The organism is Amycolatopsis decaplanina DSM 44594, assembly GCF_000342005.1.
Classification (GTDB): Bacteria; Actinomycetota; Actinomycetes; order Mycobacteriales; family Pseudonocardiaceae; genus Amycolatopsis; species Amycolatopsis decaplanina.
On sequence record NZ_AOHO01000068.1, the window covers coordinates 356,756 to 378,601 of the forward strand.

Below are 21,846 nucleotides of genomic sequence, written 5' to 3' on the forward strand. Positions count from 1 at the left end.
TTACCTCTCAAGAGAACCGTCCTGGACCCTCACAAGTCGGACATATCGTCTCCTATGACCGAAGTCACTTGCACGGTTCGGTGCAGGCGGTCCCCGAAGACGCATCCACCTCTTGACTTAGTTAAGAAGCCTTCTTAACTTCGGTTTCATGGCCGAAACTCCCCGAAACAGCAGGTCCCAAGCCTATCGTCGGCTCAGCCTGGCCGAGAAGCACGACAAGTTCGTCAATCAGTACTCGCGGCGGACCCTGTTCCGGGTGGGCGCGGTGAGCGGCGCGGCACTCGCCGCCGGCGGTGTCCTGCTCCCGGGCGCGGCCGCGGCCTCCCCCGGTCCGACCGTACTGCTCAACGCCGACAAGGTCGCGGGTTCGGCGCTGCGCCCGTTCGGGCGGCACATCGCCTACGGGTCGGACCCGTCCCAGCAGGTCGTGGTCTCCTGGCAGGTGCCCGCGGCGGTGACCGCTCCGTTCGTCCGGATCGGCACGGTGCCCGGCGACTTCAGTCCGCCCATCCCGGCCGAGGTCCGGGCGCTGACCAGCCAGATGTCCTGGCAGCACCCGGTCGAGGAGGTCCCGCCGAACAGCCCGAAATCGATCACCCAGTACTACCTCCACGCCCGGATCGACCGCCTCCTGCCCAACACCACGTACTACTACGTCGTCGGCCACGAGGGCTACGACCCCGCCGCCAGGCTCGGCGAAATGGCGAGTTTCCGCACCGCTCCCGCCCCGGGCGGCGACGGCACGTTCTCCTTCACCGCTTTCGGCGACCAGGGCGTCGGCTACAACGCCGTCGCGACCAGCAGCCTGATCGCCGGCCTCGACCCGGCCTTCCACCTCGCCATGGGCGACTTGAGCTACGCCCTCGAAGGCGAGGGAGGACACCCGGAGGAGGACCAGTACGACGCGCGGCTCTGGGATTCCTTCTTCGTGCAGAACGAGCCGGTCACCGCCGGGATCCCGTGGATGATGGCGCTCGGCAACCACGAAATGGAGGGCTGGTACTCCGAGGACGGCTACGGCGGCGTGCGGGCGCGCTTCACCATGCCGGACAACGCGTGGAACGGCTCCACCTGCATCTACTCGTGGCGCTACCAGAACGTCGGCCTGATCAGCCTGGACGGCAACGACGTCTGCTACAACAGTCCGTCCAATCTGGACTACACCAAGGGCAAGCAGCTCAAATGGCTCGGCAAGACGCTCGCCGCCTTCCGCGCCGATCCCACGATCGACTTCATCGTCGTCTACTGCCACCAATGCACATACTCCACCTGTCATTCCAACGGCGCCGAACTCGGCGCGCAGAAGGACTGGGCTCCGCTGTTCGACAAGTACCAGGTCGACCTGGTGCTCAACGGCCACAACCACATCTACGAGCGCACCGACCCCATCCGGGCAGGCAAGGCCGTCAAGAAGGTGCCGTCGCGAGGGACCACCGACCCGGTCAAGGACGGGACGACCTACATCACCGCGGGCGGCGGTGGCGGCAGCGTCTCCGAGTTCCCGGCGCCCGACACCTATCTGGGTCACGAGACCAGTAACGACTCCCCGGTCCCGATGAAGTACTCGGAACGGGACGGCCAGGACCGCACCAAGAAGGTCACCTGGTCCCGTGTCCGGTTCCGCGGCTACAGCCTGGTCGCGGTCGACGTCATCGCGGGCACGGGCACCACACCGCCCAAAATGGACGTTCGCGCGATCAGCGCCGACGGCACCCTGGTCGATCAGATCATCGCGCAGCGTTCCTGACCAGGCGGTGGCCCCCGGCACCGCCGAGCACGGGGGCCACCGTCTCCCTCCCGCTACAGAGTCATGACAGGAACAGGACGGGGCAACGATGAGCGTCTCCGGACATCTGCGTCATATTCGACGAACGAACCAGGCCGATCGCCGTCTCCCGCGCGCACCGGCGACAGCGCCTTCGCGCGACGATCCTGATCGCCTTCCTGGTGATCGCCGCGGTGTACCGCCACATCCTCGGCCTGCCGACCGGCCGTGGGTCGTGAAGCACGGCTGGGCGGCCGGACGCGGCTCGGCGGACTCGCGTACAGACCGGACTCGTCGGTGAAGGCGACCGCTACATCGTGGTCATACTGTCCGCTTTCGCCGACGGCACGGGCCTCGACGCGGCGACGGCGGCGGCTACCTCGGCGGCCGCGTCCCTGGCTCCGCGTCTGCGAAAGTGACTTCGGCGGCATTTTCCACGGTCGCTCTGAAAGCGCTTACAAGAAGCTCGGCGAAACAGGCCCGCGGAGCTGCCGAGACGCCTCCGGTCTGGGCTTTGAGCGCGGCCAGCTGTTCACCGGCCAGCGGTGCGACCCGATCCATGAACTGCCCGAGGAACCGCAAGGCCGCGGCGGGCGGGACGCCTGCCCCGGCGAGCTCCACCACCGCGCGCGAGACGGACGGGCGCACGACGGCCGGCGCTCCCGCGTCGTCCTTCCCGAGCACGCCGTGCCGTTCCAGGCACCGGGCGACGGCGGGCTGGTCGCGGGCGAGGTCGGCCATCACCGCGTCCAGCCGTTCGGCGCCGTCCACTGTGGTCGTTCCGAGCATCGCGGCGATGGACACGAGGTTGAAGCCCTGTTTCTGCAGCATCGTGATGCGCCGCAGGCGCCGCAGATGAGCCGGGCCGTAGTAGGCGGACCTGCCGTGCCGGACCGGCGGGGCGAGCAATCCCCTCGTCTGATGGGCCCGGATATTGCGCGCCGACATGCCGACGATCGTGGAAAGTTCTTCGATCGTGTATCCGGCCGGTCTCGGCGAAAGGGGCTTCACGCCGACCAGTTTAACCAATGGTCGGATGAGTACACCATGGAGCCGATGCATTGGCGAGGCCACTGTCACCCGGCTGAATCAGCAAGTTGCCATAAGTACATCGGTTCACGTCCCAGAACACAAGGTGAACGGCAGGTTACATGGTTTCATGCCAAGCAATGCCGGTTTTGGGGCGTTCTCCGTCCATCGATTACTCCAGTCAGGCGACCTTGATGGGCTGAGGACTTCCCTGCCGTTTAAATGCAGCTGAGACATCTGATGTCTCGCCCCTGCCGACGCCCGCGGAGCGCCGCTGAACCCGACGGTTGGTCGTCAAAGTTTCAACCTTTTTCCCAGGAGGTTTCAATGTTTTGGAAACGGATCGCGGTCGCGGCCGTGGCCGCGACCGGTTTGGCCACGGCACTGGTGGTGTCCCATCAGGGCACTCCCGCCGCCGCGATAGAGCCCGCCGCGGCGAAAGTGCCCGCGTTCGACCACATCGTCCTCGTGATGTTCGAAAACAAGGACTACAAGGCGATCAGCGGCAGCTCCAAGGCGCCGTACTTCAACAAGCTCGCCTCGCAGGGTGCCAAGTTCACCAAGGCGTACGGGACGACGCACCCGAGCCAGCCGAACTACATCGCCCAGTTCGCGGGCTCGACACACGGTGTCGACAGCAACAAATGCCAGGATCTCGGGAACAAGGAGAACATCGCTTCCCAGCTGGCGGGGATCGGCAAGAAGTTCGTCGGCTACGCGGAGAGCATGCCTTCCGACGGCTACACCGGTTGCACGAACGGCAAATACGCCCGCAAGCACAACAGCTGGGTCAGCTTCAGCAATGTGCCGTCGTCGGCGAACAAAAGGTTCTCGTCGTTCCCGAGCGACTTCACCAAGCTGCCGCACGTCGCTTTCGTGACCCCGGACCTGTGCAGCGACATGCACGACTGCTCCGTCGACACCGGCGACAAATGGCTGAAGAACAACCTCGACGCCTACGCGCAGTGGGCCAAGACGCACAACAGTCTGCTGATCGTCAATTTCGACGAGGACAGCGGGACGTCGGTGAACCAGATCTTCACCACGTTCGTCGGCGCCCACGTGAAGCCGGGCAGCTACAGCGAATCCATCAACCACTATTCGATCCTCCGCACGATCGAGGCGGCGTTCGGCCTGCCGGGCATCGCCAACGCGGCCGGCAAGTCGCCGATCACGAGCGTGTGGCAGTAATCGGGTGAATCCCGCGGGCGTGTCCACTGTGGACGCGCCCGCGGGTGGGGAAGGGTGGTTCCGCGGGTGTACCTGTCCACGATCGGCCGCCGGGAGCATCCCGGCGGCATGTCCAAGAAGTCCTTCGCGCTGCTGGGCGGGAACGTCTTCGCCTTGGGCACCGTCAGCCTCGTCACGGACGTCTCCTCGGAGATGGTGACGGCGGTGCTGCCGGTGTACCTGGTGCTGGGGCTGCATCTCGGCCCGGCGGCATACGGCGTGGTGGATGGCCTCTACACCGGCGCGACCGCGCTGCTGCGCCTGGTCGGCGGCTACGTCGCGGACCGGATTCGGCGGCGCAAGGCCGTCGCCGGGCTGGGCTACGCGATGTCGGCGGTGGCGAAACTCGGGCTCGTGGCGGCGGGGTCGTCGGCGGCCGCGATCGGCGTGGTGCTGACCGCGGACCGGACGGGCAAGGGACTGCGGACCGCCCCTCGCGACGCGCTGATCACCTTGTCGGCCCCCGAGCACATGCTGGGCCGCGCGTTCGGGGTGCACCGGGCGATGGACAGCGTCGGCGCGTTCCTCGGCCCGCTCGCCGCGGTCGCGGTGCTGGCCGTGGCGGGCTCGGCGACCGGGATGGAGGGGTTCGACGCGGTCTTCGTGACCAGCTTCTGCATCGCCGCGGCCGGGGTACTGCTGCTGGTGTTGTTCGTCCGCGATCACCGCGCGCCCAAGCCGCCGTCTGGCACCGTGTCGTTGCGGGCGGCGGCGAGGCTCCTGCGGGGCGCCGGCGTGCGGCGGTTGCTGATCGCCGCGTGCGTTCTGGGCCTGGCCACCATCGGCGACGGGTTCGTGTACCTCCTGTTGCAGGACAAGGAGGACATCGCGACCGGCTGGTTCCCGCTGCTGGCGGTCGGGACGAATCTGGGCTACCTGCTGCTGGCCGCGCCGCTCGGCGCGCTGGCCGACCGGATCGGCAGGCTGCCGGTGATGCTCGGCGGTTACGGCGCGCTGGTCGCCGTCTACCTGCTGTTGCTCAGCCCGTTGACCGGCTGGACGCTGTTCGTGCTCACCCTCGGCCTGTACGGCGTGTTCTACGCGGCGACCGACGGCGTGCTGATGGCGCTGGCCGGACCGTTGCTGCCCGAGGCGTTGCGCACCACCGGTATCGCGATCGTGCAGAGCGGACAGGCGCTCGCCTACTTCGTCTCGTCCGTCCTTTTCGGACTCTCTTGGCAGTTCTGGGGTGCGACCACGGCGATCGCCATCGCCGCCGGGACGGTGCTCGCCGCCGTCACCGCCACCTTCGTTCTCTTGGCACCCCTCAGGAAGGCACGACCGTGAACACCCGCACCCGCGTCCTGATCGCCGTCACCGGAGTACTCACGCTGGCCGCGGCCGCCGTGATCTACGTCGGGGTGGCGGGCGCGCGCAACCAGGACACCGCGTCGGCGGGTAGCAGCGACGCCGTCACCCTCGAAGGCCCGCGGTTGCTGTTCCGCAGCACCGCCGACGCCGACCGCGGGCACGTGTCCAGTGTCAGCGCGGCCGATCCCGGCGGAGCACGGGCGGTGTCGACCGTGTCGTGCAGCCGGGTCTACGCGGCGGGCGGCACCGGGATCTGCCTGCGCCCGGAGACCGGGCTGACCACCTACCAGCTGGCCGTGCTCGACAGCCGCCTCGCGGTGACGCAGGAGATCCCGCTGGTCGGGCTGCCCAACCGGGCGCGGGTTTCGTCCGACGGGCGGCGGCTGGCGTGGACGGTGTTCGTCACCGGCGACTCCTACAACGGCGGCCGGTTCTCCACCCGCGCCGGCACCCTCGACCTCGCCACCGGCGACGTCGAGGGCACGCTCGAGGACTTCGCCGCGACCGTGGACGGGAAGCCGTACAAGGTGGCCGACTTCAACTTCTGGGGCGTCACCTTCACCCGGCAGCCGAACCGGTTCTACGCCACCATGTCGACCGGCTCCCACCGGTACCTCGTCGAAGGCGACTCGAAGGCCCGGACCGTGAGGACGCTGCGGGACAACGTCGAATGCCCGTCCCTCTCCCCCGACGAGACCCGCATCGCCTACAAGGCCGCCATCGACGGCGATCCCGCCAAGGGCTGGCGGGTCTCGGTGCTCGACCTCGCGAGCGGCACCGTGACGCCGCTGGCCGAGACCCGGAACGTCGACGACCAGCCCGCCTGGCTCGACGACCGCACCGTCGCCTACGCCCTTCCCCGCACGCAAGGCCATTCCGACGTCTGGGCCGTTGCCGCCGACGGCACCGGAACGCCGCGGCTGCTCATCCCGGAGGCCGAGTCGCCCGCCGCGCTGCCGTGACACACGCGGAGGTCGAGTTCACCCGCTGCGCGGATGTCCTCGTAGGATCGGCCCGCCATGATCACGAACTTCCTGCTCGACCACTCCGCCCTCGTGCCGGTGGCGATCCTCCTGGTCGCGCTCGTCTGCGCCGTCCTGGGTCGCCTGTTCGCGGACAGGCGGCGGATCCTGTGGGCGCTCGCCGGGATGTCCCTGGTGCCGGTCATCGCCTTGACGCTGGTCCCCACCGGCCGGGCGATCGACGAGGTCCTGTGCACCGTCCAGTTCTCCTTGCCGACGCTCGGCGCGGTGGAACTCCTGGCCAACGTCGCGCTGTTCCTGCCTCCGGTCTGCTTCGCCGCGCTGGCGTCCCTGCGCCCGCTGACGATGCTCGCGGCGGGCTCGGCGCTGTCCGCGGTGGTCGAGACCCTGCAGGCGCTCGTGCCCGCGATCGGCCGGGCCTGCGACACCAACGACTGGCTGATGAACACCATCGGCGCGGTCCTCGGCGCTCTCCTCGCGGCGGGCACGACCCGGCTGGTGAACCGCCGCGCTCAGTCCGGCAGTTCGACAGGCGCGATCTCGTCATAGACGTCGCCCGGTCCCGGGTTCGCCGGATCCGTCTCACCGCCGAAGTGGTGCAGGACGCCCCACACCGCGTTGAGCGCCGTATGGACGGCGCCTTCGGCCCAGCCCGCCGTCCATGAGACGTCGTCGCCCGCGAGGAAGAGACCGCGGTGACGCTCCTCGAGCCCGTCCTGCTTGAAATGGGTGAACAGCCGGTGCTGGTAGCGGTAGTGACCGGGCAGGTTGGCCTTGAACGCGCCCATGAAATGCGGTTCGGCCTCCCAGGACACGGTCACCGGATCGCCGATGATGTGCCGCCGGACGTCGACGCCCGGATAGATCTCCCGCAGCGACTGCAGCATCACCTCGACCCGCTCGGAGACCGAAAGCGGCAGCCATTTCAGCGAATCGTCGGCCCAGGTGTAGGACAGGCAGATCACCGCGGGCGCGTCCGGGTCGTCGCCGAGCAGGTAGGTGCCGCGCGGCATGCGGTCGGTCAGCGTCATGCTCATCGTGTCGCGGCCGGTCTCCGGGTCCTTGTCCAGCCAGAAGGGCCGGTCGACCGGGACGAAGACCTTCGAGGACTCCATGTAGTGCGTACGCTCGATCGCCGTCCAGTGATCGATCGGGAACAGCGCCTCGTCGCATTCGATCTTCGACAGCAGCATCCAGCTCTGCGCGGTGAACACCGCCGCCGGATAGGTGCGAATGCGGCCTTCGGTGTCGGTCACCGTGATGTTGTTCGGCGCGGTGCGGTGCAGCCGGGCGACGCCGGGGTTCGGGCTTCCGCCGTGGAGCGAGCTCAAACTCGTTCCCGCGGGCCAGAACGCGATGTCCTCGGGCGCGTGTTCCCACAACCGCGACGGAAGCTGCCTGCTGCCGCCGACGATGCTGCGGTGCTCGTCGTCCGCTCCGGTGTAGACCACCCGCAGGATCTCCAGGATGGAGTTCGGGAAGTCGGTGTCCCAGCCGCCGGTCCCGAAGCCGACCTGTCCGAAGATCTCGCGGTCGCGGAAGGAGGCGAACGCGGGCGAGTCGCAAAGGAAGCCGTAGAAGGTCTGGTTGTCCAGCCGCGGCACGAGTTCGTTCCACAGCCGCTTGATCGTCTTCACGTCGCGGTCGCGGATCGCCTTCTGCATCTCGGTGAACGCGGCCTGCTCGGACAGCGTGCTGTCCCAGGCGGCCGCGACCTTGCCGAAGACGGCGGGAAGTTCGTCCGCCGTCCGCGCGTAGTGGCTCTCCCCCTTGAGGTCGACGACGGTGCTCGGCGTGCCCGGCGCCAGCGGGTTCGGGAAGGGCGTCGTCTCCAAGCCGACCTTGTCGATGTAGTGGAAGAGCGCGGTCGACGCCGGCGGGAAGCGCATCGCGCCCATCTCCGCGACGACGTCGTCCGGGCAGCCGGGGAAGTTCACCGTGCGCAGGCGGCCGCCGATCTCGGCGATCTCGTACACGACCGGACGCAGACCGAGTTTCATCAGCTCGTACGCGGTGACGATGCCCGAGAGGCCGCCGCCGATCACCGCCACCTCGGTGCCGTGGCGATCGGCCGGAAGGGAGCCGAGCCCAGCGGGGTGCGCGAGGAAATCGTCGTAGGCGAACGGGAAATCGGGGCCGAACATGGTGATCGGACGGCCCGCCGGTTCGTCGTGGTGGATCGCGGTCGGGAGAGCGGAGGTCATGCGGAAAGTCCTCGGTACAGATCGGGCCGTCGGTCGGCCAGGTGGGTGTTCTCCAGCCGCGACGCGACGAGCGCGTCACGGGTGACTTCGGCGCTGATCAGCTCCGGACCGGCGCCCGCGCGGGCGAGCACTTCGCCGGTCGGGGCGACGACGCAGGATCGGCCGCAGTAGGTCAGTTCCTGTTCGGTGTCGCAGCGGTTCGCGTAGGCGACGAACAGCTGGCTTTCGTAGGCGCGGGCGGGCACCAGCGTGTCGGCGACCAATTCGTACGGGCTCATCAGCGCGGTCGGCACCACGAGCAGTTCGGTCCCCGCCAGCGCGTGCGCCCGCACCAGTTCGGGGAACTCGACGTCGTAGCAGATCAGCAGGCCGATCCGGAGGCCGTCGAGCTCGGCCTGCACGACCGCCTCGGTGCCCGGCTCGAACCAGTCGCGGTCGATGTCGCCGAACAGATGCGTCTTGCGGTAGTTCGCCAGACGCTGTCCGCCGGGGCCGATCAGCTGGACGCTGTTGTACACGCGGCCACCGTCGGACTCGGGGTATCCGTAAACCAGTGCGACGCCGGTTTCCCTTGCCAGCACGGACATCCGGGCCGCCGTCGGACCGTCGGCCGGTTCGGCGAGCTCGTGGGAGCGGGCGCCGATGTGGTAGCCGGTGGTGATCATCTCGGCGGCGATCACGAGATCGGCGCCCGATGCCGCGACGGCGGACGGCAGCTCGGCATACGAGCCCTGATGGACGACGATCTTCATGCCGACGACGATATCCGCCGTTTTGATGCGCCAATAAGGACGAATCGTTGCGCAAAATATTGGCAGACCATCGAGTCAGTGCAGCATGCTGCAATTCAGCGGCGATTTGTTGTCTGGATCACCCGCCCGGCGGCGGCTCCTCCACGTGGTCGTCCGCCCAGCCGAGCGCCTCGGTGATCGCCTTCTCCGCGATGGCCGACATCGTCGACATGTAGGTACCGCTGACGTGGTTGTCGTCGAGGTAGACGAGCACGTTGCCGATCACCGGCGGGCAGACCTCGGCCGTGCAGAAGTAGTCGCTGAAATCGAGGAACCGCACGTTCGGCGGGAGATCCGGCAGCGCCGCATAGGGCGGCTCGGCGGCGTAGAGGTCGTAGCGGGGCGTGGCGCACTCGGGCGCCTCCGCTCCGCGGCTCTCGACACACGCCGACGGCGACTGGCCGAAGCGCGGGTTGTCCCGCACCGCCAGCACCGGGACGCCCGCTTCGTCGACCTTCCGCCACTGGGCGATGTAGCCGGCGGGAACCCGTTCCTCGACACCTGGCTTGACGTCCCTGGTGCCGATGGTCAGTACCGCGTCCGGCCGGGTGGTGACGATCTCGTCCACCACGGCGGTGTTCCAGTCGACGCAGGACTGATCGCCCGGCACCGCGTCGGAGTCGGTGGAGAAGGGGCAGCCGCCACGCAGGATCGACGTCACTTCCCAGTTCTTCTTTTCGGCGACCGGGAGCAGGGCGCCGAGGAACTGCCCGGCGTGCGAGTCGCCGGCGACCACGATCCGGCGGGCGGGATGCCCCGAGGTCTGCGAGGTGCAGACCTCGAGGCCGTCGTTGCGCGGGGACATGCCGCACCGGGCCGGGTCGATCCCTGCCCAGTCTTCGGACACCGCGACGAACGACGGGACGAGCGCGGCGTCGGCGGCGCCCCAGTAGGTGAACCCTTCGGTGTGCGCGAGCGCGCCGGGGTGGTCGGGATCGTCGACCGCGATCGCGTAGTTTTCCGCCTGGCTCACGCTCACCCACTGCCAGGCGCCTGTCGCGGCGAGCACGGCCGCGAGCGTCGCGACTCCGAACCGGTAGGCGCCCCAACGGTTCTTCACGCCGATCGCGGACACGCGGATCGGCTTCTCGACCAGGTGATGGGTCAGCACCGCGAGAACGAACGCCAGCGCGATGATCACCGCGCCGCCGCGCAGGCCGACCTCTTCCCGGTCACGGGCGACGAGGTAGAACACCAGGACCGGCCAGTGCCAGAGGTAGAGCGCGTAGCTGAGGTCGCCCAGGTACTTCAGCGGACGGCTGCCGAGGAAGCGATCCGCGCCGCCGGAGAACGCGGTGTCGCCCGCGAGGATCACCAGCGCCGCCGACAGTGTCGGCCACAGCGCGAGATAGCCGGGAAAGACCGCCCCGACCTGGAGGACCAGCCCGCAGGACACGAGCCCGGCGACCCCGGCCCAGCCGAACACGACACGCGCCGGCCGGGGCACCGGAACCCGGTCGAGGAGCAAGGCGAGCAGACCCCCGAGCGCGAACTCCCACACCCGCGTCAACGAATCGAAGTACGCCAGCGGCTGATCGACCGCGGTCAGCCACACCGAGTAGGCCAGCGACACCGCGAACACCGCGCCGAGAACGCCGAGAAGCATCGGCCGGACGTTCCGGCCCGCCTTCTTGGCGATCAGCAGCACCAGGCCGACCAGCAGCGGCCAGACCACGTAGAACTGCCCCTGGATCGACAGCGACCAGAAATGCTGGACCACGCTGGCCGAGTCGTGCTGCGCGAAGTAGTCGGTGGAATCCGCCGCCAGCTGCCAGTTCTCCAGGTACAGGGCGGAGGCGACGACCTCCTTGATCGTCTGGAACCAGCGGTTCTGCGGCAACAGCACCATGCTCACCGCGACGATCAGCAGCAGCACGGTGAGCGCGGCCGGGAACAGCCGTTTGATCATCCGGCCCCACATCGGCCGGTACTCGATCTTCCCGCGCGCCGCCGCGCGGTAGAGCTGACCGGTGACGAGGAACCCGGAGATCAGGAAGAACGCGTCGACGCCGCCGGAAATCCGGCCGAGCCACACGTGGTAGACGACCACCAGCACACACGCCAGCGCCCGCAATCCCTGGATCTCCGGGCGGAACCGCCGCTCCGTCTCCCGCACACAACCACCACCATGATCACCGGCCGCCGACGGACGGGGACCCTACGGCAGGAAGCTGTGAGCGAGCTTAGGTTCGGATGATCGGATGACCGCGGACAGGTATGGGGCGGCCCCACGCCCTCGCGCCGGCCTTACGGAAATGTCCTGAAGGCCACCCTTGGGACGATGAACGTCTCAAAGGGACCCTTCAGGACACCACCCCGGGTCGACATCGGGGCTGGTCCCGTGGGTAAGGGCGGTTCTATTGAGGGGTGAGACAAAGGTGTCGAGTCGCGGACACCCGAACGGCATCTGCGGCCCCAGACACACCAGCAGTCACAGCGGTCCCGCGCGAAGGCCGCGCGCGGTACATGATGGCCCCCTTCCTTGCGCCAGGCGCAAGGAAGGGGGCCATCATGTACTTGCCGACCTGCACGAGGGCGACGATCCCAGCGGGTATCGGGACCGTCCATGAAGGAATTAGGACACCCAACGTCCCCCATCCTCCGTTGATCATGTCTCTGCAACCCAAACCCGGCGGCCGACACCGCGGCACCAAGACGGGGTCAGGTCCGGCAGGCAAGCAAACACCGGTCCGCCAGAACCGTCCTTACCACTCACGAGAGGTACGAGGCTCAGGTCGACTTCTGGCCGTCGATGCTCTCGCGCAGGATGTCGGCGTGGCCGGCGTGCTGCGCGGTCTCGGCGATGACGTGCGCCAGCACCCGGCGCACGCTGCGCACCGCGCCCGGCGGGTTCCAGGGCGCCTCCGGCAGCGGATGCGTGGCCGACAGGTCCGGAATCGACGAGACGATCTCCTTCGTCCTCGCGGCCACCTGCTCGTATCGCGCGAGGATCCCAGCCAGGGTGTCGCCGGGCAGCATCCTGAAGTTGTTCTGGTGGTCGATCGCCCACTGCGGGAACTCGCGGGCGGTCCCGGCGCCGATGTCGGCCCAGGTGACGCCTTCCGGCAGGTCGTAGGCCATCGCGGACGGGCCTTCGACCACGAAACGCAGCCACATCTCCTCGATCGAGGTGACGTGTTTGATCAGTCCTCCGAGGCTCAGCTCGCTGACCGTCGGATGCGCGTCGAGCTGCTCGTCCGTGAGCCCCTGGACGGTGGCGGTCAGCGCCGCGCGGATGGTGTCGAGGGCTTCGAGCAGATCGGCGCGCTCGGCGTCGAGGATGGTGGCAATCATCGGGCCCTCCGTGTTGTCGTTTTCTGGCACACGACGACCTTCGCAGGGGTAGAGGACAGGTTGTGGCCGCTACTCGGGGCATCATGGAAAACATGCCGAAGACCTCCGCGCGCCTGCTGTCGATGCTCTCGTTGCTGCAGGCCCGCCGCGACTGGCCGGGAGCGCTGCTGGCCGAGCGGCTGGACATCAGCCCACGCACGGTGCGGCGCGACGTCGACAGGCTTCGCGAACTCGGGTACCCCATCGCGACCATCAAGGGTCCCGACGGCGGGTACCGGCTCGACGCCGGGTCCGAACTGCCGCCGCTGCTGTTCGACGACGACCAGGCGGTCGCGCTGGCGGTCGCGCTCCAGATCGCCACCACCAGCGGCGCGGGGATCGAGGAGGCGGCGATGCGGGCGCTGCACACCGTCCGGCAGGTGATGCCCTCGCGACTGCGGCGCCGGATCGACACGCTGCGGGTCACCGCCGTGGAATCGCCCGCGAGCCGAGCGGATCCCCGCGTCGACGGCGACGTCCTGCTCGCGCTCGGCGCGGCCGTGCACGCCCGCGAGATCCTGCGGTTCGACTACGCCGGAGCTTTCCCGCCGCGCCGGGTGGAACCGCATCACCTCGTCACCTGGCACGGCCGCTGGTATCTCGTCGCCTGGGACCTCGATCGCGCGGACTGGCGCACCTTCCGGGCCGACCGGATCTCCCCTCGCACACCGGCCGGTCCGCGGTTCACGCCGCGTGAACTGCCGGCCCCCGATGTCGCCACCTTCGTCGCGAGCCGGTTCCGTGGCTCGTCCGAGTCCGGCGAGTGGTCATGCCGCGGGGAGGTCGTCCTCGATCTCCCCGCGGCCACGGTGTCCCACTACGTCCGCGATGGTGTGGTGGAAGAACTCGGGCCGGATCGGTGCCGTCTGGTGCTGGGGTCGTGGTCGTGGGCCGGGCTCGCGGCGAGTATCGGCCGGTTCGACGCCGACATCGAGGTCGTCGGGCCTCCCGAACTGCGGGAGGCTTTCGCCGTCCTGGCCCGTCGTTATGCGAAAGCGGCCGGGACCCGCTGAACACGGATACGACGCCGGGACCGCCCAGGGTCTGGGGACGGTTCCCGGCGCCGTCGACCGCCCAGGGTCCGGAGGCGGTACCCCCGGCGCCAGGACCGCCCAGGGTCTGGAGGCGGTACCCGGCGCCGAGTCTCGGTGACACTCCTCGGCATCCGCGAGTTGGCGCTGACCCGTGCCGGGCCCCTCACGACTTGTGGTGTACCTCCTGCACGCCGAACACCGGCGTCGGGATGCCCTCGTAGCGCGCTTTCAGTTGCAGCGCGAGGTAAAGGGAGTAGTGCCGCGACTGGTGCAGGTTCCCGCCGTGGAACCACAGGCCTTCCTTGCGCGTGGGCTTCCACATGTTGCGCTGCTCCCCCTCCCACGGTCCGGGGTCCTTCGTCGTCCCGGAGCCCAGGCCCCAGCACTTGCCGACGAGGTCCGCGGTCTCCTGCCCGACGAGGTCGGCGACCCAGCCGTTCATCGAGCCGTAGCCGGTGGCGTAGACGACGAGGTCCGCCTTCAGTTCCGTGCCGTCGGCCAGCACCACCGCGTCACGGGTCAGATGGTCGACTTGACCGTGGGCCAGCTTGATCTTCCCGTCGGCGACCAGTTCCGACGCGCCGACGTCGATGTAGTAGCCGGAGCCGCGCCGCAGGTACTTCAGGAACAGGCCGGAGCCGTCGTCGCCCCAGTCGTGCCGGAACCCGGCCGCTTCCAGCCGCGCGTAGAAGTCCGCGTCCCGCTCACGGATCGCGTCGTACACGGGGATCTGGAACCGCGGCATGATCCGGTACGGGATCGACGCGAAGATCATGTCCGCCTTGTCGGTGGTGATTCCCGCCCGCACCGCGCGTTCCGAGTACAGGTCGCCGAGTCCCAGCTCCATCAACGAATCCGACTTCACCACATGCGTCGAGGACCGTTGCACCATGGTGACGTCGGCGCCGTGTTCCCACAGTGCCGCGCAGATGTCGTGCGCGGAGTTGTTGGAGCCGACCACGACCGCCTTCTTGCCGCCGTAGGAGTCCGGGCCGGGGTGCTGGGACGAATGGTGCTGATCGCCCTCGAAAACGTCCATTCCGGGGAACGACGGGAGATTCGGCTTGCCGGACATCCCGGTCGCGAACACGACGTGCCGTGGCGTGAGCACCAGTTCCTCGCCCTCGCGGACGACGGTCACCAGCCACTGCCGCTTTTCCTCGTCCCAGGAGGCGGAAGTCACCTCGGTGCCGGTCCAGTACGGGACCTCCATGAGCCGCGTGTACATCTCGAGCCAGTCGGCGATCTTGTCCTTGGGCGCGAACACCGGCCAGTTGTCCGGGAACGGCAGGTAGGGCAGGTGGTCGTACCAGACCGGGTCGTGCAGGCAGAGGTTCTTGTACCGCTTGCGCCACGAGTCGCCCGGCCGCTCGTTGCGTTCCAGTACCAGGGTGGGCACGTCGAGCTGCCGCAGCCTGGCGCCGAGCGCGATCCCGCCCTGGCCGCCGCCGATGACGACGACGTACGGCTGCTGCTCATAGCCGAGCCGGGTCCGTTCCTCCTCGCGTTTCTCGGCCCACGACTTCCGGCCGCGGACGATGCCGTGCTCGACGCCCTTCGGCCGCTGATCGTTGCGGCGTTCCTCGAAACCTTTGAGCTCGCGCAGGCTCGTCAGCAGCGTCCAGGCGCCTTCGTCCTTCAGCCTCAAGTGCCCCTTCGCGCGTCCGGTCGCGGTTTCGAACTCCAGCCACGCTTCTGTCACACCGTCGGCTTCGGTCGGTGTCTCGGTGGTGCGGAATCCGGACGGCTCGATCCGGTCGAGGCAGGCGCCGAGCAGGCCGGCCACCTCGTCGCGGCCTTCGACCGTCTTGATCGTCCAGGTGAAGGCGACCAGGTCACGCCAGTAACTGTCGACGGCGAAGAGCGCGGCGGCGGCTTCGACATCGCGCGCGGCGAGGGCCGATTCGAACCGGCTCAACCAGGCGTCAACCCGAGCCTGCGGCGAGCCCGTCGCCTCGATCCGGTCCACCGTCTGTGTCATGGCCACTCCCCAACTTCGGTGTTCGGCTGTTACCCCGATCACACGCCGCCGGCGGATGCGGCGGCAAGGGTTGCAGGGTGTTGCACCTCGGCTCATGGCGCGCCTCGTCCGGCGGTCCTATGCTGTTCAGTCGACGCGATGGTGCGGAGGTGACCTGTGGGCGTGCACAGCTCGGTCCCCCCAGGCGTCGACCTGCCGATGCACGCACGGGACCTGATCCGGATGCACGAAGCCGTGATCGGCGGCGGGCGTCCGCGTGTCCGGCCGCGGCCGCTGGTTTCGCGGTCATGGTCACGGATGCTGAGCCTGGGGCTCGCCGCGGACGGGGTGAACACCCGGGATTCGGTGCCGCTCGACGAGGTCGCCCGCCGTCGCCGCACCTCCCCGCTCCGCTGGGTGATCGAAGACCTCGGCCAGGTGGTCGGCGCGACGGCCGACACCGCGAACATGCTGCTGGTGGTGACCGACGCCGAGGGCATCATCCTCTGGCGGGTGGGTTCGCCCGCCGTGCGGCGCCGGGCCGACACCCTGGGCTTCACCGAAGGCGCCGACTGGACCGAGACCAGGGTCGGCACCAACGCGATCGGCACCGCGCTCGCCGAGGCCGCGCCGGTGGAACTGCTCGCCGGGGAACATTTCGAACAGGGCCAGCATCCCTGGTACTGCACCGCGTCGCCGGTGCATGATCCGCGCACCGGCGAACTGCTCGGCGTGATCGACGTCAGCGGTCCCGCGCTGACCCTGCACCCGGCGATCGGGGCGCTGGTGGAGACCGGGCGGCGGCTGGTCGAATCCGAACTCTGGCGGCACCACCAGCAGGGACTCGACCGATTGCGCCGCACCGCCGAACCGGTGGTGACCGGTGCGGGCGGCCCGGTGCTGCTGGTGGACGACGACGGCTGGGTGGCCCACTCCGCCGGGGTCGCCTCCGGCGCGCGGATCGCCGCGCCGGCGGACGGGCAGATCCTCGCCGTTCCAGGACTCGGCGCCTGCCTGCCCGAACGGCTGGCCGAAGGCTGGCTCGTACGCCCCGCCGACACCGCGCGCCGGGTCCGGCTGGATCTCGAACTCGGCCACGCGCCGATGCTGCGGATGGCGTCGGGTGACGTCGGCTGGGTCCGCACCGTGACACCCCGGCACGCGGAGATCCTGGTGCACCTCGACACGGCGGGCCCGAGCGGGCTTTCGGCCGAGGCGCTCAGCCGGGCGCTCTACGGCGACGCCGAACACCTCGTCACCGTCCGCGCCGAGGTCTCCCGGCTGCGACGGTTGCTCGGGGCCATTGTGGACACCCGGCCGTACCGGCTGGCCGCGGGCGTCGGCCTGACAGTCCACAGAGGAGCAGAAGTCGGCGGCTGAACCGCACCCGGTTGCCCGACGATCAGGCCGGGTACTCCGCGCGAATGGAGATCTTGCTCGCCGGCGCGGGCGTTCTGGCGCTGTGCGCGGCCGTGCTGCCGAACCTGTTGCACGAACGGGTGCTGTCGATGCCGCTGGTCCTGCTGATGGGCGGGCTGCTTTTCGGGCTGCTCCCCTTCGGACATCCCTATGGCCAGGGGGTACTCGACCCGCGGTCACATGTGGGCGCGGTCGAAGTGATCACCGAACTCGGTGTGCTGGTGTCACTGGTCGGCGCGGGGCTGAAATCCGACCGGTCGATCGGCTGGCGGGCGTGGAACTCGACGTGGCGGCTGCTGGCGATCGCGCTGCCGCTGTCGGTGTGCGCGGTCGCCCTGCTCGGCTGGTGGGCGCTCGCCCTGTCCCCCGCCGCAGCGCTGCTGCTGGGTGCCGTGCTGTCGCCGACCGACCCGGTACTGGCGAGCGACGTCCAGGTGCCCGCGCCGCACACGGACGACGGGCGAGGCTCGGACAACGAGATCAGGTTCACGCTGACCTCGGAAGCCGGGCTCAACGACGGCCTGGCGATGCCGTTCGTGGTGCTGGCCATCGCACTGGCCGGAACGGCGAGCCCGTCTCCCGCGCCCTGGCTGCTGACCGAGGTCGTCGTCCCGCTCGCGATCGCCGTACTGATCGGCCTCGCCTGTGGCCGGTTGCTGTCCTGGCTGATGTTCCGGGTGCGGCACGAAAGGCTGCGCCTTGGCGAATACTCCGACGGGCTGGTGGTGCTGGCCATCGCGTTCCTCCCCTTCGCGCTCTGCGAGTGGTTGGGCGGCATCGGTTTCGTCGCGGTGTTCACCGCCGCCGCGACCATCCGCGCCAGCGAGCGGTCGCACGAGTACCACGGGGTGCTGCACGAATTCGGCGATCAGCTCGAAAGGCTCTTCGTCGCGCTGGCCTTGCTCGGTCTCGGCGTCGCGTTGGGAGACGGGCTACTGGCCGGTCTGAGACTCGTCGAAGTCCTGGTGGCGGTGGCGGCGGTGGGCATCGTCCGCCCGTTGTTCGGCGGACTGGCCCTGCTCGGTGGCGCCACCACTCGTCCGGCGGCGACGGCGATCGCGTTCTTCGGTATCCGCGGCATCGGCAGTCTCTACTACCTGTCCTACGCGCTGGGGCACGGCGATTTCCCGATGGCCGACTCGCTGTGGCGGGTCACGGCGCTGACGATCGCGGTGTCGGTGTTCGTGCACGGACTGCTGTCCGGCCCGGTGATGCGCAAACTGGAGGACCGGGGGATGCAGAACTTCCGGAGCGAGTGAGCAAAGGCCACTTGGACCGCGATGCCCACCTGACACGTGTCGCGAAAGCTACTCTCGCAACCTTCAACGTCGCGAAAGTGGCTTTCGCGAAACCTCCTCGGCCTGCCACCGGCCCTCCCTGCGCCATTCCCGGCCCTCGAGCCGGGCTTTCACCCGCTGCAACGTGGTGGCGATGTTGGCCCGGTTGGTCCCGGCGCGGTCGGGCTCGCCGGTGATGAGGATGGCGATCGGGACGAACCACGGGGGCACCCGCAGCCAGTTCGTCACGGTGAGACGGCTGCCAACGCCGTCGGGGGTGATGTCGTACTCCCACCGGGAAATCGGCACGAAGAACGGCGTGCGCACCCGGTAGGCGAACCGGCGTCCGGGTTCGGCCTCGATGATCTCGGCGTGGGTCACCCAGCGCCGCCGTCCGTTGCGGTTGCTGCCGGCGAACCAGTTCCCGACGCGCGCCTCGGTCGCGCCGCGGATCCAGCGTGCCTTGCGGAGTTCCTCGGTGCACTCCGCCATCGCGACCGGATCACTGACGAGCCGGTACACCGCTTCGGGGGCGGTGCCGATCGTCACCTCGCCGGTGGCGATCGGCTCGCTGTAGGTCAGGCTTTCCTTCGGCTTCGTCGCCATCGTGCCTCCCAGTCGACCTCGCCAGCCCACCAGCACGAGCCCGCCCGGTCAAGACCGGCCCGGTGAGCACAGCACGGACGCGGAATCATCGGGCGGCGATGAGCGCCTGGGGAGCGGCTTGCTTCATCCGCGTACGGAGCCAGGTCAGTTGCCGCGCGGTCTCCTGTTCGTGTTCTTCGACCAGGTCGAGCAATTCCCGGTCACGCAGTCCCTGGGCGGCCTGGCCGACCACGGTCCAGGTGATGTCGGTGAACGAGGAGAGGGCATAGAGGTCTTGCAGGTCCCGTAGCAGCCCGACACCGCCGCCGCGGGTGCCTTCCAGGCCCACGGCGTGGAGCCGTTCTGGTTCCTGCTCGCGGTCTTCGCCGTACCGCTCGACGATCGGGGCGAGCGCCTCGGTCTGCCGGTCGATCCGCCCGGCGAGCAGCAGGCACGTCTGCTCGACGTCGGGCTCCTCACCGTGGCCTCGGCCGACCTCCCGGAAGGCGCCGGCGAGCGTGGTCAGGGAAGTGTGCAGGAGCCCGAGATAGGTGGCGAGATGCATGGGTCAGCCCTCCACCCCGCGGACGCGGACGGCACCGATCTTGAACAACGGCTGTTTGGACACCGGATCCCATTCGGTCATGGTCAATTCGTTGGCGGCGCGAGGACGGGCCTCCCCGCCCGTGTCCCAATAGCCGTAGTGGAACGGCAGGAACACGACGCCGGGACGGACGCGGCCGATCCGCACCGGCACCTCGACACCGCCCCTGACGGACTCCACCCGGACGAGGTCTCCGTCCGTGACCCCGAGTTCCGCGGCGTCGGCCGCGGCGAGTTCCGCCCAGGGTTCCGGCGCGGCCCGCCGGAGCTTCGGGGCGCGGCCGGTCTTGGTCCGCGTGTGGAAGTGGTACACCGTGCGCCCGGTCGTGCAGACGAACGGATACCGCTCGCCGGGTTCCTCCGGCGGAGGCGTGTATTCCGCGGCCTTGAGGAACGCGCGCCCGTCCGGGTGCAGGGCTTGGTGTTCCTGAGCCGAAACCGTCCCACCGGTGAGCAGGTCGTGGCCGTAGTCCTCGCACGCGTCGGTCTTCGTGCTGAAGACGCCGTCCGTGTAGAGCCGTTCGGTGCCGTCCGGCCGTTCCTGGTCACAAGGCCATTGGATCCCGCTGCCGCCACGGAGTTTGTCGTACGAAAGCCCGCTGTAGTCGCACAACCGGCCCCGGCTGCACTCCTGCCAGGCACGGAAGGCGGCCTCGGGGGTCCGCCAGCCGATCAGCGGATCGCCGTCACGGTCACGGAAGTCCATCCGCCGCGCGTAGTCGAGGAAGATGTCCAGATCGGCGCGGGCCTCGCCGGGCGGATCGACCGCCTTCTCCGAAAGGTGCACCGTGCGGTTGGCGTTGGTGAAGGTCCCCTGTTTCTCGCCCCAGAGCGCGGCGGGGAGGACGACGTCGGCGAACTCTGCGGTCTCGGTGTGGAAACCGTCCTGCACCACGACGAACAGCTCCTCCTTGCCGAGGATCTCCCGGATGCGCGGCAATTCCGGCATCGAGACGGCCGGGTTGGTGGCCGAGATCCAGAGGAACCGGATCGAGCCCTGCTCGGCGTACCGCCAGATCTGCATGGCGTGCGTCGGCGGCGACCAGTGCGGGATGGTCATCTCCTCGACGTTCCACAGTTCGGCCAGTTGCCGGACGTGTTCGGGGTTCTCCCAGTTGCGAAATCCGGGAAGGTCGCCGTCGGCGCCGCATTCGCGCGTGTTCTGCGCGGTGGGCTGACCGTTCATCTGCAGCACGCCGCCGCCCGGCCTGCCGATCACCCCCCGCAGCAGGTGCAGGTTGTTGACCTGACAGGCCGCGGCGGTGGCCTGATGCGACTGGTAGAAGCCCTGCAACACGGTCGACAGCACCCGCTCGGACGTACCGAAGATCTCCGCGGCCCGCACCAGCGCGTCCGGTTCGATCCCGCAGACCTCGCCGACGTGCCCGGGGGTGTACGGCTCGACGGTCTTCTCGAGTTCGGAGAAGCCGAGGGTGTGCGCGGCGACGTAGTCCTCGTCGATCCATTTGTTCACGATCAGCTCGCGGACCAGGCCGTTCATCAGCGCCTGGTTGGTGCCGGGCAAGGGAGCGAGATGGAGACCACCGGACTCCTCCGCGGCCTCGGCGACCTTCGTCCGCCTGGGATCGACGGCGACGACCACGGGCGGCTCGGACCCGGCGAGCCGGTCGAGGACACGGCTCCAGAGCACGGTCTGTGTCTCGGCCATGTTGTGGCCGAACAGGAAGAGCGCGTCGCAGTGGTCGATGTCGGCGTACGTCCCGGGCTGGCCGTCGGAGCCGAAGCTCTCCTTCATCGCGGCGGCGGAGGTGGCCGTGCACAGCCGGGTGTTGCCGTCCATATGCGGTGTGCCGAGACCGGCTTTGCCGATCACCCCGAGCGTGTAGTACTCCTCCAGGAACAACTGCCCGCTGGTGTAGAAACCGTGCGACAGCGGCCCGGACTCGTCCAGCAGCTCCCGGGAGCGTCGCACGATCAGGTCCATCGCGGTGTCCCAGTCGGATTCCACCAGTTCACCGTCGCGACGGATCAGCGGCCGGGTCAACCGGTCCTTCCCGCTCCACTGCCACGACCCGTAGAGCCCCTTGGGACCCATCCGGCCGTGGTTCACCAGATCGGTCTCGCGGCCGCGGACGCCGACCATCCGGCCGTCCTTCACCGCGATGTCGCACGCGCATCCGTTGCTGCACAGGACGCAGGCCGACTGGACCCAGCGGTCCACGTCGGATTCCCCGACGCCCGCCTCGAGGTGGACGTCCGCTCTGCGGGGCCAAGCGTCCCCGCGTGGGTACGGGGTCCGTTCTCCCCAGACTTCCGCGATCCGCTCCGGCACCGGGTTTACGTTCATGCCGAAGCCGTACC

At 68.9% G+C, this 21,846-nt stretch carries 17 protein-coding genes; 8 read left to right on the forward strand and 9 right to left on the reverse strand.

Translation table 11 applies throughout. The annotated features are described in order from the left end of the window. Nucleotides 1-148 precede the first annotated feature (148 nt). Entirely contained in the window at nt 149-1,747 is a 1,599-nt protein-coding gene (locus tag H074_RS26905) for a purple acid phosphatase family protein (protein ID WP_007033231.1), read from the forward strand. 393 nt (nt 1,748-2,140) lie between these two features. On the opposite strand, the gene H074_RS26910 is transcribed toward H074_RS26905, so the two are convergent. Then, nucleotides 2,141-2,776: a MerR family transcriptional regulator gene (locus tag H074_RS26910; RefSeq protein ID WP_007033232.1), complete on the reverse strand. Its 636-nt coding sequence runs from the start codon at nt 2,774-2,776 to the stop codon at nt 2,141-2,143. Between the two features lie 345 nt (nt 2,777-3,121). Here H074_RS26910 and H074_RS26915 point away from each other — a divergent pair, with 345 nt between their 5' ends. The 4 genes from H074_RS26915 (at nt 3,122) to H074_RS26930 (ending at nt 6,867) form a co-directional block, all read left to right on the forward strand. After that, entirely contained in the window at nt 3,122-3,985 is an 864-nt protein-coding gene (locus H074_RS26915) for an alkaline phosphatase family protein (protein WP_007033233.1), read from the forward strand. A 66-nt stretch (nt 3,986-4,051) separates the two neighbouring features. Beyond that, nucleotides 4,052-5,311 carry an MFS transporter gene (locus H074_RS26920; protein WP_007033234.1) on the forward strand — a complete coding sequence of 420 codons (1,260 nt, stop codon included), beginning with the start codon at nt 4,052-4,054 and terminating at the stop codon, nt 5,309-5,311. After that, nucleotides 5,308-6,297, forward strand: coding sequence for a TolB family protein (locus H074_RS26925; RefSeq protein WP_007033235.1), 990 nt, complete (start codon nt 5,308-5,310; stop codon nt 6,295-6,297). The genes H074_RS26920 and H074_RS26925 overlap by 4 nt, the downstream gene beginning before the upstream one ends. A 57-nt stretch (nt 6,298-6,354) precedes the next feature. Next, nucleotides 6,355-6,867, forward strand: coding sequence for a VanZ family protein (locus H074_RS26930; protein ID WP_007033236.1), 513 nt, complete (start codon nt 6,355-6,357; stop codon nt 6,865-6,867). Here the strand turns inward: H074_RS26930 and H074_RS26935 are convergent. From H074_RS26935 to H074_RS26950, 4 genes are all read right to left on the reverse strand, one after another. Further along, the gene (locus H074_RS26935; protein ID WP_007033237.1) at nt 6,831-8,522 is read right to left on the reverse strand and encodes a flavin monoamine oxidase family protein; all 1,692 of its coding nucleotides are present in this window, start codon (nt 8,520-8,522) and stop codon (nt 6,831-6,833) included. The two genes, H074_RS26930 and H074_RS26935, sit on opposite strands and share 37 nt — an antisense overlap. Further along, nucleotides 8,519-9,274, reverse strand: coding sequence for a carbon-nitrogen hydrolase family protein (locus tag H074_RS26940; RefSeq protein WP_007033238.1), 756 nt, complete (start codon nt 9,272-9,274; stop codon nt 8,519-8,521). Before H074_RS26940 ends, H074_RS26935 begins: the two co-directional genes overlap by 4 nt. A 118-nt stretch (nt 9,275-9,392) precedes the next feature. Further along, the gene (locus H074_RS26945; RefSeq protein WP_007033239.1) at nt 9,393-11,429 is read right to left on the reverse strand and encodes an acyltransferase family protein; all 2,037 of its coding nucleotides are present in this window, start codon (nt 11,427-11,429) and stop codon (nt 9,393-9,395) included. A gap of 614 nt (nt 11,430-12,043) precedes the next feature. Continuing rightward, nucleotides 12,044-12,607, reverse strand: coding sequence for a DinB family protein (locus H074_RS26950; RefSeq protein WP_007033240.1), 564 nt, complete (start codon nt 12,605-12,607; stop codon nt 12,044-12,046). 92 nt (nt 12,608-12,699) lie between these two features. Between H074_RS26950 and H074_RS26955 the strand changes: the two genes are divergently transcribed. Beyond that, complete coding sequence (locus H074_RS26955) at nt 12,700-13,659, forward strand: helix-turn-helix transcriptional regulator (RefSeq protein WP_007033241.1); 960 nt, start codon at nt 12,700-12,702, stop codon at nt 13,657-13,659. 184 nt (nt 13,660-13,843) lie between these two features. Here H074_RS26955 and H074_RS26960 read toward each other — a convergent pair whose 3' ends face one another. After that, complete coding sequence (locus H074_RS26960) at nt 13,844-15,661, reverse strand: flavin-containing monooxygenase (RefSeq protein ID WP_007033242.1); 1,818 nt, start codon at nt 15,659-15,661, stop codon at nt 13,844-13,846. Nucleotides 15,662-15,817: 156 nt separating this feature from the next. Between H074_RS26960 and H074_RS26965 the strand changes: the two genes are divergently transcribed. Together H074_RS26965 and H074_RS26970 are read left to right on the forward strand one after the other, a co-directional pair. Continuing rightward, a complete protein-coding gene (locus tag H074_RS26965) occupies nt 15,818-17,020 on the forward strand; it encodes a helix-turn-helix domain-containing protein (RefSeq protein ID WP_007033243.1) in 1,203 nt (400 codons plus the stop codon). Nucleotides 17,021-17,064: 44 nt separating this feature from the next. Further along, on the forward strand, nt 17,065-18,318 hold the full coding sequence (locus tag H074_RS26970) for a cation:proton antiporter (protein ID WP_039923458.1): 1,254 nt from the start codon (nt 17,065-17,067) through the stop codon (nt 18,316-18,318). A gap of 63 nt (nt 18,319-18,381) precedes the next feature. On the opposite strand, the gene H074_RS26975 is transcribed toward H074_RS26970, so the two are convergent. The 3 genes from H074_RS26975 to H074_RS26985 form a co-directional block, all read right to left on the reverse strand. Further along, nucleotides 18,382-18,942 (reverse strand): SRPBCC family protein, encoded by a 561-nt coding sequence (locus H074_RS26975; RefSeq protein WP_007033245.1) that lies wholly within the window; start codon nt 18,940-18,942, stop codon nt 18,382-18,384. An 85-nt stretch (nt 18,943-19,027) separates the two neighbouring features. Further along, on the reverse strand, nt 19,028-19,486 hold the full coding sequence (locus tag H074_RS26980) for a hypothetical protein (protein ID WP_007033246.1): 459 nt from the start codon (nt 19,484-19,486) through the stop codon (nt 19,028-19,030). Between the two features lie 3 nt (nt 19,487-19,489). Next, entirely contained in the window at nt 19,490-21,832 is a 2,343-nt protein-coding gene (locus tag H074_RS26985) for a molybdopterin oxidoreductase family protein (RefSeq protein WP_235096894.1), read from the reverse strand. Nucleotides 21,833-21,846 lie beyond the last annotated feature (14 nt).